Annotated in this window: 11 protein-coding genes and 1 tRNA gene; 9 read left to right on the forward strand and 3 right to left on the reverse strand. The window is 59.8% G+C overall.

The genetic code is table 11. From position 1 onward, the window contains the following. Nucleotides 1-5: 5 nt before the first annotated feature. Both C4N24_RS05705 and C4N24_RS05710 read right to left on the reverse strand, forming a co-directional pair. Entirely contained in the window at nucleotides 6-1,337 is a 1,332-nt protein-coding gene (locus C4N24_RS05705; protein ID WP_005920256.1) for a glucose-6-phosphate isomerase, read from the reverse strand. Between the two features lie 226 nt (nucleotides 1,338-1,563). Further along, nucleotides 1,564-2,796: a D-alanyl-D-alanine carboxypeptidase family protein gene (locus C4N24_RS05710; RefSeq protein ID WP_112090661.1), complete on the reverse strand. Its 1,233-nt coding sequence runs from the start codon at nucleotides 2,794-2,796 to the stop codon at nucleotides 1,564-1,566. 221 nt (nucleotides 2,797-3,017) lie between these two features. On the opposite strand from C4N24_RS05710, the gene C4N24_RS05715 reads away from it, so the two are divergent. From C4N24_RS05715 to C4N24_RS05755, 9 genes are all read left to right on the forward strand, one after another. Then, nucleotides 3,018-3,611 (forward strand): twin-arginine translocation signal domain-containing protein, encoded by a 594-nt coding sequence (locus tag C4N24_RS05715; protein WP_112090662.1) that lies wholly within the window; start codon nucleotides 3,018-3,020, stop codon nucleotides 3,609-3,611. Nucleotides 3,612-3,797: 186 nt separating this feature from the next. Continuing rightward, a complete protein-coding gene (gene mtaB, locus C4N24_RS05720; protein ID WP_112090663.1) occupies nucleotides 3,798-5,093 on the forward strand; it encodes a tRNA (N(6)-L-threonylcarbamoyladenosine(37)-C(2))-methylthiotransferase MtaB in 1,296 nt (431 codons plus the stop codon). Nucleotides 5,094-5,337: 244 nt separating this feature from the next. Continuing rightward, nucleotides 5,338-6,891, forward strand: coding sequence for a 4Fe-4S dicluster domain-containing protein (locus C4N24_RS05725; RefSeq protein ID WP_112090664.1), 1,554 nt, complete (start codon nucleotides 5,338-5,340; stop codon nucleotides 6,889-6,891). Nucleotides 6,892-7,109: 218 nt separating this feature from the next. Continuing rightward, nucleotides 7,110-8,903 carry an HlyD family efflux transporter periplasmic adaptor subunit gene (locus tag C4N24_RS05730; RefSeq protein WP_112090665.1) on the forward strand — a complete coding sequence of 598 codons (1,794 nt, stop codon included), beginning with the start codon at nucleotides 7,110-7,112 and terminating at the stop codon, nucleotides 8,901-8,903. 14 nt (nucleotides 8,904-8,917) lie between these two features. Beyond that, the gene (locus tag C4N24_RS05735; RefSeq protein WP_112090666.1) at nucleotides 8,918-9,667 is read left to right on the forward strand and encodes an ABC transporter ATP-binding protein; all 750 of its coding nucleotides are present in this window, start codon (nucleotides 8,918-8,920) and stop codon (nucleotides 9,665-9,667) included. Next, on the forward strand, nucleotides 9,664-10,875 hold the full coding sequence (locus C4N24_RS05740; RefSeq protein ID WP_112090667.1) for an ABC transporter permease: 1,212 nt from the start codon (nucleotides 9,664-9,666) through the stop codon (nucleotides 10,873-10,875). Before C4N24_RS05735 ends, C4N24_RS05740 begins: the two co-directional genes overlap by 4 nt. 40 nt (nucleotides 10,876-10,915) lie before the next feature. Further along, nucleotides 10,916-13,057, forward strand: coding sequence for an S-layer homology domain-containing protein (locus C4N24_RS05745; protein ID WP_112090668.1), 2,142 nt, complete (start codon nucleotides 10,916-10,918; stop codon nucleotides 13,055-13,057). Nucleotides 13,058-13,066: 9 nt separating this feature from the next. Next, on the forward strand, nucleotides 13,067-13,852 hold the full coding sequence (locus tag C4N24_RS05750; RefSeq protein WP_242983190.1) for a ComF family protein: 786 nt from the start codon (nucleotides 13,067-13,069) through the stop codon (nucleotides 13,850-13,852). A gap of 150 nt (nucleotides 13,853-14,002) precedes the next feature. Continuing rightward, nucleotides 14,003-14,080, forward strand: a tRNA-Pro gene (locus C4N24_RS05755). Nucleotides 14,081-14,207: 127 nt separating this feature from the next. On the opposite strand, the gene C4N24_RS05760 is transcribed toward C4N24_RS05755, so the two are convergent. Beyond that, complete coding sequence (locus C4N24_RS05760; protein ID WP_242983191.1) at nucleotides 14,208-14,363, reverse strand: hypothetical protein; 156 nt, start codon at nucleotides 14,361-14,363, stop codon at nucleotides 14,208-14,210. Between the last annotated feature and the right edge of the window lie 30 nt (nucleotides 14,364-14,393).

Consider the following 14,393-nt stretch of genomic DNA (forward strand, 5'->3'; position numbering starts at 1 on the left):
GGCTTTTACTTCAGCTTTGCTTCCAGCTCTGCGGTCAGGCCCTCGTAGCCGGGCTTGCCCAGCAGGGCAAACATATTCTTCTTGTAGCTTTCCACGCCGGGCTGGTTGAAGGGGTTCACGCTCAGCAGGTAGCCGCTGCAGGCGCAGGCACGCCAGAAGAAATAGATCAGGTAGCCCACATTATAAGCAGACAGGTCGTCCACCTCGATCAGCACTTCGGGCACGCCGCCGTCGGTGTGTGCCAGAATGGTGCCCTCCATGGCCTTGCGGTTGACCACGCTCATGTTCTGGTTTGCAAGGAAGTTCAGGCCGTCAAAGTTGCCCTCCAGCGGGTCGATGAACAGATCCTGCGCGGGCTTCTTCACGTCCACGATGGTCTCGAACATGATGCGGGCACCTTCCTGAATGAACTGACCCATGGAGTGCAGGTCGGTGGAGAAGATGCAGCTTGCGGGGAACAGACCCTTGTTGTCCTTGCCCTCGCTCTCGCCGAACAGCTGCTTGTACCACTCGTTCATCAGGGTGAAGTCCGGCTCGTAGCACTCCAGGATCTCCACAGCCTTGCCCTTGCGGTACAGGATGTTGCGGATGGCGGCGTACTTGTAAGCATCGTTATCGGGGCTCAGCACGGAGAAGCGCTCCATAGCGTCGGCAGCGCCCTGCATCAGAGCATCGATGTCGATGCCGGCGGCGGCGATAGGCAGCAGACCCACGGCGCTCAGCACGGAGTAGCGGCCGCCCACGTCATCGGGAACTACGAAGGTGGGCCAGCCCTGTGCGTCAGCCAGCTGCTTCAAGGTGCCCTTGGCACGGTCGGTGGTGGCGTAGATGCGCTTGTTGGCTTCCTCCACGCCCATCTCCTTTTCCAGCAGTTCACGCAGCACACGGAAGGCCAGAGAGGTCTCGGTGGTGGTGCCGGACTTGGAGATGACGTTGATGGAGAAGCGCTTGCCCTTGCACAGGCTGATGATGTTGTTCAGGTAGGTGGGGCTGATGCTGTTGCCGCAGAAGTAGATCTTCAGACCATCTTCCAGCTCGTTGTGGTACATACCCTTAACGGCTTCCACAACAGCGCGTGCGCCCAGATAGCTGCCGCCGATGCCGGCCACGACCAGAACGTCAGAGTCCTCGCGGATCTTGGCAGCGGCTGCCTTGATGCGGGCGAACTCTTCCTTGTCATAATCCCGGGGCAGGGTCATCCAGCCCAGAAAATCGCTGCCGGGGCCATTCTTGGCTTCCAGCTGCTTGTGGGCGGCTTCTACCTGCGGATAAATAGCTGCATATTCCTCTTCGCTGATGAAGCTGGAGAGGTGTTTCGTGTTCAGTGCGACACTCATTATTATTAAAACCTCCAAACGATCTGCCGGGTCTTTGCCCTGCGAGGAAATATCTTGGTATAAGTGTACCGTTCCCTCCGGGTAAAGTCAAGGTCAAATTCCTTAGATTTCATACAATTTTAATAGTGTTTTTTTGTTTCTTCATCCATATTTGTTCAGGTATCCAACAGCTCTGCCGGGCGTCCGGCGCACTTTTGTGCGCTGAAGCGCCTTTTTCGGCGCAGGGTCATGCTGCAGCACCCCGCAGGCTGTCCCACAGCAGCTGCAAGGCGGTATCAAAGTCCATGCGCGGCGCATCGGCGGCGGCGCACACCGGGTACTCCCCCTGTACTGCTTCGCCGCACAGCAGCTGTGCCTTGCCCACCGTCTGTCCCCGGGTCACCGGGGCTTCCAGCACCTCAGGCAGGGATAGCTGCACGGTCAGCTGCCCGGCGCTCTCTGCGGGCAGCAGGGCAGTCTGCGGCAGAGCAGCATAATCCAGCGGCACAGTTTCCTCCGTGCTGCCCTTTACCTTTAATTGCAGCGGGCGATCCTCCGGCAGGGGCACCGGTGCGGCGCGGTAGGCTGCAAAGCCGTAATCCAGCAGGGTAGTGGCGGCTTCGAACCGCTCCTTACTGGAAGGTGCACCCAGAACTACCGCGATGAGGTCCAGCCCGTCCCGGGTGGCGCTGGCGGTAATGCACACGCCCGCCCCGCCGGTGGTGCCGGTCTTGAGCCCGGTGATGCCGTTGTACCGCCGCAGCAGCTTATTGGTGTTCACCAGCTGGGTCTGCCCGCCGCGCAAAGTGTCCGTCCAGATACCGGTATAGTGCAGCACCTCCGGGCAGGTATTCAGGATGGTACGGCTCATGATGGCCACGTCCCGTGCGGTGGAAAGATGTCCCTCGGTGTCCAGCCCGCAGGCATTGCGGAAGGTGGTGTGCTCCATGCCCAGCTCTGCGGCGCGGGCGTTCATCTGCTGCACAAAGGCGGTCTCGCTGCCGCCCACCAGCTCTGCCACTGCCACCGCCGCATCGTTGGCGGAGGACACACAGATGGCTTTGAGCATCTCGTCCAGCGTGAACTGCTCCCCGGGCTCCAGCCAGATCTGACTGCCGCCCATGTGGTAGGCGTGCTCGCTGACCGGCACGGCAGTGTCCATGGTCAGCCGCCCGGCGTGCACCGCTTCAAAGGTGAGCAGCAGGGTCATCACCTTAGTAATGGAAGCGATGGGCATGGTCTGGTCGGCATTCATCTCATAAAGCACCGTGCCGCTGGTCTGGTCGATGAGCATCGCCGCGCGGCAGGGCAGGGTAAGCTGCGGCGGGGTGACCGTCAGGGGCTGCACTGCCGGTTCTGCCTGCGTTTGCACCGCCGGCTGGATGCGCAGCCCTTTGCCCTGCGCCGTACCAAAGGCCAGCGCAAACAGCCAGAAGCAGATCACCCCCGCGCACAGCAGCGCCAGATTTCTCCGTTCCATTCCTCATACCTCCCCGCGCAAACTCTCTTTTTGCAGTGTATGCCGCCGCTTTTGCAGGTATGCCGCTGGGCAATTTATTCAGTTTTTGTGCGGGAATTCAGTGCTTATCTACAAAGTGTGAACACATCCGTTGCAAAACGCCTTATTTTGCGGTATGCTATGACCAACAGGAGATCCCCTGTGTTTTGGATATGTATTGATTTTATTCTGGAGGGATTCTTATGAGCACGATTTCTCGCCGTACGTTCCTCAAGCTGGCTGGTGTTACCGCGGTCGCCACTGCCGGCGCTTCCATGCTGACCGGCTGCTCCTGGTTCGATGATGTTAAGTTGGTGATCATGGGCAGCGTTGATGACGGAAAGACCTATACCGAGGTTTTCAGCAAGACCATGCCCCGCATTCTTATCAATACGGTAAAGGGCAACCTGAATCTGGCTCTGAAGCTGGTCAAGGAACAGGGTCCCGAGGCATACCGCGGCGCGGATGTGACCGTGGACAAGGACTATCCGAACTGCCTTACCTTCGTCAAGGACAAGGAGACCGGCAAGGAGAGCATGATCATCGCTGTCAAGGTCGCCATGGTCGAGGTCGAGTACGAGGTGCTGGTCAACGGCAAGAGCGTCACCTCCGGCAAGCACAGCTTCCCCAAGGGCGTGACCGGCATCGACGAGGACACTGCCCGCAAGATCATTGCCGAGGTCGCCAAGAACAACGACAAGGTACCCGCCAATTACGAATTTGATTCCACCGTTGCCAACAACCTGAAGGTCGTCAACGGCAAGATCACCGTTGCGCTGAAGGTGGCAGCGGCCTGATCCTATCTCATTCGCACCTGTTGAAGGCTGCTGCACAGTGCTTTGTGTAGCAGCCTTTTTTGCGCCCGGTTTTCCACCAATTGCCGCCGGACGGTGCAATTCCGGTCTTGCGTGCTGCCGTTGTTTTGTTATATAATGAAGAGTAAACCCTATTTTTATCCCATTTTGTGGAAAGGAACCCCTCTCATGCGAGTTTGTTTTTATACCTTGGGCTGCAAGGTCAACCTGAACGAGACCGGCGCACTGGAACAGCTGTTCCGTGCCAACGGCTTTACCATTGCGCAGGAAGGCGAGGCTGCGGACGTGTTCATTGTGAACAGCTGCACCGTGACCAACTTTGGCGACCAAAAAAGCCGCAAGTGGCTGCGCCGCAAAAAGCGCGAGAACCCGGGTGCGGTGACGGTGCTGACCGGCTGCTACCCGCAGGCTTTCCCGGAGGAAGCCGCGCAGTTTATGGAAGCCGACCTTGTGTGCGGCAACGGCGACCGCAAGGCCATTCTGGACAACGTGCAAAAGCTGCTGGACGGCCACGAGCGCATCGTAGCCATTGCCCCGCACCAGCGCGGCGAGCAGTTCGAGGAGCTGCCGGTGGAGCGGTTCGAGACCCACACCCGCGCCTTTATCAAGGTAGAGGACGGCTGCAACCGGCAGTGCGCCTACTGCGTCATCCCCCGCGCCCGCGGGCCGGTGCGCAGCCGTGCCGAGGAGAGCATTCTGGCCGAGCTGCACCAGCTGGCCGCTGCCGGTTACCGCGAGGTGGTGCTCAGCGCCATCTCCCTGCCAAGCTACGGGCTGGACACCGGCACGAACCTTGTGGAGCTGGTGGAAAAATGCGCACAGGTGCCGGGCATCGAGCGCATCCGTCTGGGCAGTCTTGACCCCGATATGCTCACCCCGGAATTTATCTCCCGCTTGGCGGCGGTGGAAAAGCTGTGCCCGCAGTTCCACCTGAGCCTGCAGAGCGGCTGCACCGCCACCCTGCGCCGGATGCGCCGGGTGTATACCGCGCAGGAGTACGCACAGGTGGTGGAACAGATCCGCGCCGCCTACGGCAGCCGCCCGGTCAGCTTTACCACCGACTGCATCTGCGGCTTCCCCGGCGAGACGGCAGAGGACTTTGAGGAGAGCTGCGCATTTTTGAAGAAGATCGGCTTTGTCAAGGTCCATGTGTTCCCCTACTCCCGCCGCAGCGGCACCCCGGCCTACGATTTCCCGGATCAGATCCACGAGAGGGAAAAGCAGGAGCGCAGCCGCCGCATGAACGCCGTAGCCGAGCAGGTGCGCTGCGAGACACTGGCTGCCTTTGAGGGCACCGAGGACGAGGTGCTGCTGGAAACGCCCCTGTCCGGCACGCTGTTTACCGGCTACACCCGGCTGTACATCCCGGTGGTGGTCTCCGCTCCCGGCTGCGAGAGCGGGCAGATCGTGCGGGTAAAGCTTGGCCGCTACGACGGCGAGCGGGTGCGTGCAGCACTTTGCTGAAAATTTTTCATTTTACTTGTACATTCTGTGCATCCGCATGAATACAATAAATTTTTAACGATTTTTGTATTTTGCCCTTTCCATACGCACGTCTTTATGTTAAAATGAAGATGGATTCATCGGGTTCGGCGTGCTGTAAGCAACCAGCACGGTACCATCCGCGCCCGTATAGCGCCGTTTTATGCTCTGCACACAGGGCAGGCGGCTCCGTTTTATGGCTGTTTCAAAGCAAGGAGAGATTGGAATGAGTTTCAGAGGAATCAATACCACGGTCATCCAGATCCGCCGTCAGGTGTTTACCGAGGTCGCCCGCATGGCTTACGCCAACGTCAAGGGCGAGCAGGCCAACCACCTGATGCGCAAGATCCCCTATACCATCATCCCCGGTGAAGAGGGCAAGCTGCGCAAGGACATCTTCCTCGAGCGCGCCATCGTTGAGGAGCGCGTGCGTCTGGCTATGGGTCTGCCCACCCGCCGCATGGACGAGCACAACAGCGTTGTCTCCGGTCTGGAGGACGCCTCCATCGCCGATAAGTACTATGATCCCCCGCTGGTCAACGTGATCAAGTTTGCCTGCAACCGCTGCCCCGAAAAGCTGGTCAAAGTTTCCGACCTGTGTCAGGGCTGCCTTGCACACCCCTGTATGGAAGTGTGCCCCAAGAAGGCCATCACTTGGGAGAGCGGCCGTTCCACCATCGATCAGGACAAGTGCATCAAGTGCGGCCGCTGCGTCACCGTCTGCCCTTACAACGCCATCGTCAAGACCGAGCGTCCCTGCGCCGCTGCCTGCGGCATGGGTGCTATCCACTCTGACGAGCTGGGCCGTGCCGAGATCGATTACAGCAAGTGCGTGTCCTGCGGTCAGTGTCTGGTGAACTGCCCCTTCGGTGCCATTGCCGACAAGGGTCAGATCTATCAGCTGATTCAGGGCTTCAACCGCGGCGACCGCATCTATGCGCTGGTCGCTCCCGCCTTCATCAACCAGTTCCCCTCTCTGGCTTCTACCGGCAAGCTGAAGTCCGCCCTGAAGGCCATCGGCTTCTGCGATGTGGTGGAGGTCGCCATCGGTGCCGACCTGTGCACCGTGGACGAAGCACACGACTTCCTGGAGGAAGTGCCCGAGAAGCTGGACTTCATGGCTACTTCCTGCTGCCCGGCATGGAGCATGATGGCGAAGACCACCTTCCCCGGCCTTGCCAAGAACATCTCCATGACCATGACCCCCATGGTGTTCACCGCCCGCATGATGAAGCAGGCCGACCCCGAAGCACGTATGTGCTTCATCGGACCCTGCGCCGCCAAGAAGCTGGAAGCTTCCCGCCGTACCGTCCGCTCCGATGTGGACTTCGTGCTGACCTTTGAGGAGCTGGCAGGTATCATTGAAGCCAAGGATCTGGATCTGGACAATCTGGAAGTGGATCCCGCCGAGATGGATCTGTGCTACGCTTCTGCTGCGGGCCGCGGCTTTGCACAGTCCGGCGGCGTTGCCAAGGCTGTTGCCGACAAGATCAAGGAATGGCGTCCCGACATGGAGGTGAAGATCGCCTCCGCACAGGGTCTGGCCGACTGCAAGAAGCTGCTGATGCTGGCCAAGGCCGGCAAGTACAATGGCTATCTGCTGGAGGGCATGGGCTGCCCCGGCGGCTGCATCGGCGGTGCCGGCACTATTGCCGACCCCGTGCGCACCGCAGCTGTGCTGAACAAGTATGTGAAGGATGCCGAGTTCACCGACCCCGAGCAGAGCGCCTTTATGTCCAACATCCATATGCTGAAGGACGACCCCAACTTTGAGGTCTGAGCCGCTGTAATATAATTACCCGTAAGGCTGCTGCACAGTGATTTTGTGCAGCAGCCTTTTTGTTAAAAAAAGCTGAAACTTTGTGGAAATGCCGTGAAACGAAAATTGGACGCTTGTTTATCGGGGCAAAATGCGATACACTACAAATAAGAGTTTCTGATGGATGCTTTTTACAAAAAAGTATCTTGTCATAAAAGAACCTAGGAGGAACGGCAAGAATGATCTGGAACAAGTCTAAACAGCCCGCCGACCCGCAGCAGGGCACAGCAGCTGCACCGAAAAAAGGCGGCGCGGCGGCCTTTGCCAAAAAGAACTGGAAGTGGCTGGTGCCGGTAGCTATTGTGGTGCTGGCAGGCGGCTGGTGGCTGCTGAAGCCCAAGAGCGCAAAGCCCGCTAATGTGGATACTTCCTATACGGAAGTCATGCCCGAGACCCGGGATGTTTCCAACACGCTCAGCGTCACCGGCACGTTGAATCCCGCCAATACTTACAGTGTCAAATCGCTGGTGTCCGGCAAGGTGCTGACCGGCAGCTTTGAAGAGGGCGATATCGTGGAAGAGGGCACTGTGCTGTACACGGTGGATTCCTCCGACGCCACCACCAAGGTGGAGCAGGCAGCCATCACCCTGCAGCAGGCGCAGCGCAGCTACGATAAGACCGTAGACCGCCAGTATGTCCGTGCTGAGGTGGCGGGCGTCGTCAGCAGCCTGAAGGTGAACAAGGGCGATGAGGTAAAGAGCGGTCAGGAGGTGGCCGTGGTGCGGGACAGCTCCAAGATGAATCTGGTGCTGGAGTTCCCGGCTGCGGATGCTGCCAACTTCTCGGTAGGGCAGACCGCCGAGGTCACGCTGGACGGCACCTTTGAGGTGCTGCCCGGCACCATTACCGCCGTGACCGGCACCGATGCCCTGAGCACCGGCAACCTGCTTACCCGCACTGTGACCCTCTCGGTGTCCAACGCGGGCGGTCTGACCACGGCACAGGCTGCTACGGCTACTGTCAACGGGGTCAGTTCCATTGCGGCAGCCAACTTCCAGTATCAGGCCGAGCGCACCCTGACTGCGCTGACTTCCGGTACTGTCACCGCCATCAATGTGCGGGAGGGCGGCAACGTGAACAAGGACGACATCATCCTGACCCTCAGCGGTGAGGAACTGACCGAGTCCATCCAGTCTGCCTCCGAGACCCTGCGCGGTGCGGAACTGTCCATGCAGAATATGCAGGACACCATGGATAACTACACCATCACCTCGCCCATCAGCGGCACCATCATCGAGAAAAATGCCAAGGTGGGCGATGCCCTGAGCACCGGCAGCGACCTGTGCATCATCTACGACCTGAGCTATCTGGAAATGACTATCAAAGTGGACGAGCTGCAGGTCAGCAGCCTGAAGGTGGGGCAGTCCGTACAGGTGACCGCAGACGCCGTGAAGGATAAGACCTACGAGGGTCTGGTCACCCGTGTGTCCATGAAGGGTGATACCAGCGGCGGTACCACCACCTACCCGGTGACCGTGCGCATTGACGAGACCACCGGTCTGCGCCCGGGTATGAACGCCAACGCCGAGATCGTGGTGGCACAGGCCAAAAATGCGCTTACCGTGCCTAACGCCGCCATTGTGCGGGGCAGCTATGTGCTGGTGCGGCAGGATTCTCCCAGCGCCGTGAACGCTGATGCTTCCATGAGCGCACCGGAGGGTTATGTGTACGTCAAGGTCAAGACCGGCGTCAGTGATGACAACTATACGCAGGTGACCAGCGGCCTGTCCGAGAGTGATACCATCGCCTACGACCCCAGCTCTGTGAGCAGCGACAGCTACTATGACGACGGCGGCTACGACTACTCCGACGGTGAAGTGATCGGCGGTACCGAAAACGCCGCAGACCCTGCCGAAGGCGGCGAGGAAATGCTGCCGGAGGAGACGGAAAACGCCGAAGAACCCGCAGCGGACGCTGAAGAGCCGGCAGAAGGCATTGACCCCGCTGAGACCGGTGCAGTTGTGGTGAATTGACGCAGGAGGGATGAATGAGCGCTCTGATCGAGTTTGATGCGGTGTGCAAGTATTACCAGATGGGCGATACCACGGTAAAGGCTGCCGACCACATCACCATGAAAATCGAAAAAGGCGAGTTCGTGGCCATCGTGGGCCAGTCCGGTTCGGGCAAATCCACCTGCATGAACATCATCGGCTGTCTGGATGTGCCCACCCACGGCACCTACCGGCTCAACGGCCGGGATGTGGGCAAGATGAACCGCAACGAGCTGGCCGCCATCCGCAACGAGATGCTGGGCTTTATCTTCCAGCAGTACAATCTGCTGCCCAAGCTGAACCTGATGGAAAACGTGGAGGTGCCGCTGGTGTATGCGGGCATCTCCCGCGCCGACCGCCATGTCCGCGCCCGGGAGGTGCTGGAGCAGGTGGGGCTTGGCGACAAGCTGAAAAACCGCCCTAACCAGCTTTCCGGCGGTCAGCAGCAGCGTGTGTCCATTGCGCGGGCACTGGTGCGCAACCCGCCGGTCATTCTGGCAGACGAGCCCACCGGCGCGCTGGACTCCCATACCGGCCGCGAGGTGCTGGGGCTTTTGCAGCAGCTGCACAAGCAGGGACACACCGTAGTGCTGATCACCCACGACAACTCCATTGCCGTGCAGGCCGACCGCATCATCCGGCTGGAGGACGGTCAGGTGGTGTATGACGGCGACTCCCACGCACCGGAGGCCATGGTGCAGCCCACCCTGCTGCCCGAAACGCCGGAAAAGGAGGAACAGGCATGATCTTTGAAACCTTCCGGCAGGCCATCCAGAACGTGTGGAGCAACAAGCTGCGCACCTTTCTGACCATGCTGGGCATCATCATCGGCGTGATGGCGGTCATCGTCATCGTGGGTCTGGGCAACGGTATGACCAAAAGTATGCGGGACAGCTTTTCCGCACTGGGCACCAACACCCTCAGCATTCAGGTGTGGGGCTATGGCTCCCGCACCGTGCCGGTGGAGGAGATGTACGACATCTGCCAGCGGCATTCCAATCTGATCAAGGCGGTGTCGCCGCAGGTCAACTTCGGCGGCAACGCCAGCGGTACGCTGAAGATCGGTACTACCAGCTACCGCTGGTCCAACATAAGCGGTGTGGACGAAAACTTTACCGAAATGAAAAACTACCAGATCGTTCAGGGGCGCGGCCTGCAGTACATGGATATGCAGGACAATAAGCAGGTCTGCGTCATCGGCGATTACCTCAACCGCGTGGCCTTTGGCGGCAACGGCGTGGGACAGACCCTCAAGATCGGTGCCAACAAGTTCCGCGTTGTAGGCGTGCTGTCTGCCAAGGTCAGCGACCCTACCATGCAGCAGGGCAGCGACGATGACTGCGTTTACCTGCCCTACACCACCGTGATTCGGCTTTCCAGCCAAAGCATGGTGGACTGCTACACCGCCATGATGGCCGACGAAAGCCTTGCCAACGAGGCCAAGACCACCATGGAAGAGGAACTGATGTCGATCCTCAAGAGCGAGAACGGCTACTATGTGTACAGTGCCAGCGAGTGGCTGGAGGAAATGAACAAGATGATCAACATGGTCATCGTGATACTTACCGGCATCGCCAGCATCTCGCTGCTGGTGGGCGGCATCGGCATTATGAACATCATGCTGGTGTCGGTCACCGAGCGCACCCGCGAGATCGGCATCCGCAAGGCGCTGGGCGCAAAGGAACGCACCATTCTGGCGCAGTTCGTGGTGGAGGCAGCTACCACCTCTGCGCTGGGCGGCGTTTTAGGCATTGCGCTGGGCTATGTAATGTCCATGGTGGCGAACAGGGTGCTGCCCATGTTCATGACTGATACCACCGTTACGGTAAGCCCCTCCTTTAACTCCATCGTGGTGGCCTTTGGCATCTCGGTGGGCATCGGCGTGCTGTTCGGTTATCTGCCGGCACGGCGCGCAGCCCGGCTGAACCCCATTGAAGCATTGCGCTACGATTGAGCGCGGCGGCGTGATAAACAAAGAACAAGAGGTACGACCAATGAAAAAACGGATTCTCGCATTTCTGCTGGCGGTCAGCATTGCGGTGTCGGTGCTGGTGCTGCCGGTCTCGGCGGCCAGCATCAACAATACGGCTCTGCAGACGGCTATCACTCTGGGCGCTGTGCCCACCGGTCAGGAGCTTGGCGCCAACGTTACCCGCGGTGCCTTTGCCAAAATGCTGGTGTCCTTTTCCACCTACCGGGAGAGTGTGGACGCGCAGGGAACTGTGGGCACATTGTACCGGGATGTGCCCGGCAACTCCCAGTGGGCACCCTACATCCGCATTGCGGTGCAGCAGGGCTGGATGAACGGCTACACCGACGGCTCCTTCCGCCCGGACAACACCGTCACGCTGGAGGAAGCCTGTGCAGCGGTGCTGAAGCTGCTGAGCTATAAGACCACCGACCTGACCGGCTCCTTCCCGCAGGCACAGCTGAACAAGGCGCAGCAGATCGGTCTGCGGGATCAGCTGACCTGCACGCAGGGTCAGGCTATGACCTACGAGCAGTGCACCCTGCTGCTGTACAACGCCCTGCGCGCCAACACCGCCAGCGGCAGCGCCTACGGCAGCTCGCTGGGCTTTACGGTGTCCAACGGTCAGGTGGATACCTCCTCGGTGCTGCTCAAGAGCCGCAAGGGTCCCTTTGTGGCGGAGGAGGGCACCCAGCTGCCCTTTACGCCGGTGAGCGTCTACCGCAACGATAAGACCTCCGCTTCGGCAGAGCTGAACAAGTACGATGTGTACTATTACAGCGAAAGCCTGCAGACGGTGTGGATCTATACCCGCCGCGCCGCAGGCCGTATTACCGCGGTATCGCCCAGCGCCAGCGCACCCACCGCACTGACTGTGGCGGGCAGCACCTACAGTCTGGGCAGCGCTGCGGTGGCGTCCAAGATCTCCTCCCTGAACGGCGGCGGCGTGGGCGAAGTAGTTACCCTGCTGCTGGGCATGGACAACGAGGTAGCCGATGTGATCACCGGAGAGGAAGCCGACAGCGTGTTCTACGGCGTGGTGCAGACCGCCAACCGCAGTCTTGTAGAGGATAACGGCGCAGATGTGCTGCAAAAGATCTCGGTGATGTGCACCGACGGCATCATCCGCACCGTGAACATCGACAAAAGCCTGAACTATCCCACCGGCTGGCTGGTAGAGATCAGCGTGACACCCGAAGGGGAGCAGGTGACCGCTATCGAGTCCAAATCGGTCAGCGGCACCATCAACGACACCGCCACCGCGCTGGGGGACTATGCTCTGGCCGATGACGTACAAATTCTGGATACGACATCGGAGGGGTTGGCTGGGACGGTTCGTCCCAGCCGAATAGCGGGGACAAAGCTGAACGCCCTGACCGTGCGCTACTATACGCTGAATGAGCAGGGGCAGATCGACCGCCTGATCCTGAACGATGTCACCGGCGACCTGTGGAAATACGGCGTGCTGGACGATGTGAAGAATCTGGCCGTCAACGCCAGCTCCATTCTGGGCACCCTGACCGGCAGCGGCTCCTCCGGTTCGGGGAGCAGTTCCTCCGGGAACAGCTCTTCCAGCTCCGGCAGCACCGGCAGTAGCACCAACACCACGACGGTGACGGATGATCTGCGCGATGTACTGGTGCCCACCACCAGCGAGATCCTGTGGGGCGTCATTGACGGCTCGCTGCTGAGCACGGTCTGGAACCGCATCACCAGCAGCTCCGGTTCGCTGCTGAGCATCGGTCTCAAGCAGCTGGCCGATATCACTGGTCAGCCCATGAGCACCATCCTCAACTTTGTGGGCGGCGGCGCTACTTATATCTGCTACGTCAACGGTAGTCAGGCCAGCTTTTCCACCTCCGTCAAGTATCCGGTGCTGGCGGGCGGTCTGGCAGTGCGGCAGAACGTGAACGGCACGGTAAAGACCATGATCCAGCTGATGCCCATGAAGATCGACAAGGTGGGCGCAGCATCGGTGATGAGCAACGGCACCCGCTACGAGACGGCTGACGATATGCAGGTGTACCTGTGGTACAAGGGTCAGTATTATGCCACCAAGCTTTCCGAGGTGAACTCCGAGGGCTACTACCTGACCGGCTGGTACGATAACTTTGGCTGCGCAGCAGGCAAGCGCGTGCGGGTGATCGTGGCAGTCAAAAAGGACTGATGGACTACTATGACCCCCGGCGCAGGACGCTGCGGGCGGTACGGCAGCTGCTCTACCCGCGTGAGTGCCCCCTTCTGCGGCCGGGTGCTGGGAGATGTACGGGATTGCCCGGACTGCGCAGAGCAGCTGGAAGCGCTGCGCCGCAAGCCGGGCATCCGGCTGGACCCGGCGCAGCACTATATCAGCAATCTGGCTGGTGCAGCTGCGCCCTACCGCTACAGCGGCTGTGTGCGGCGCGGCATCCTGAACACAAAGTATCAGGGCAAGCCGTGGCGGGCTGTGGAGATGGGCAACCGTCTGGTGCAGCTGGCCTTTGGCGGAGAACTGACTGTACAGTACGGCGAGCTGCTCCCGCAGCCGGTGCCGTGGGCAGCTATCGGGTACGACCTGATCGTGCCGGTGCCGGCCTCCGGCAAAAAGCGCGGCTACAACGTGCCGGAGCTGATGGCGCTGCCGCTGGCAAAAGCCATGGAGGTGCCGCTGGCACCGCAGGCGCTGGTGCGCACCCGCGCCAAACGGCATCAGGCTGGTCTGCCGCTGGAGCAGCGCATGGCCAACGTAGCAGGTGCGTTCCGGGCGGCACAGCCGCAGCAGGTGGAGGGCAAGCGCATCCTGCTGGTGGATGACGTGATCACCACCGGCACAACGGCTGCCGCCTGTGCACAGGCACTGCTGCACGCCGGGGCAGACAGCGTGTTCGCGCTGGCCTTTGCCACGGTAGAGTTTGGCGCACCGCCGGACGACACCACCCCGATCTGCGAGGATGACGAGGAAGATGTGTATAGCGATTTTTGAAAATAACGCTCTTTCGCGCATCCCTTCGGCGGGCAAAGGCCGGGAAAGCAAAATGTAAAAACGGCATAAGAAATTTGGAAAAAGCGCTTGACAAAACGGGAAAAGTCGGGTATACTAATCAAGCTGTGAGCGGCAAACGCAAACAGATATCCGGGTGTAGCGCAGTTTTGGTAGCGCGCTTGAATGGGGTTCAAGAGGCCGTGAGTTCGATTCTCGCCACTCGGACCAAACAAAAATAATCCGAACTTGTTTCCGATAGGAGATGGGTTCGGATTATTTGTTTTCTTCGGAAAATTAGCGTTTGCGAAGCAATGAAAGCCCCAGTGGGGCTTTTGAGCGACCGAACGGTCTTGCGTTAGCAAGATGGAGGGGCCTCCGCCCCGACAAGTGACCGTTGGCCTTCCTCGCTGTTCCAGCAGGCAAGGATGGCCGGGTAGAATGCCCGCGCCAGACGGTCGATGACTTCATCGGGATAAGGGGAAGTGTTTGTGGGCTTTTTCTTTTTGTTCAAACGCACGCTCCTTTGGACATCGGTAAACAG

The organism is Faecalibacterium prausnitzii, assembly GCF_003287405.1.
GTDB classification, from domain to species: domain Bacteria; phylum Bacillota; class Clostridia; order Oscillospirales; family Ruminococcaceae; genus Faecalibacterium; species Faecalibacterium intestinale.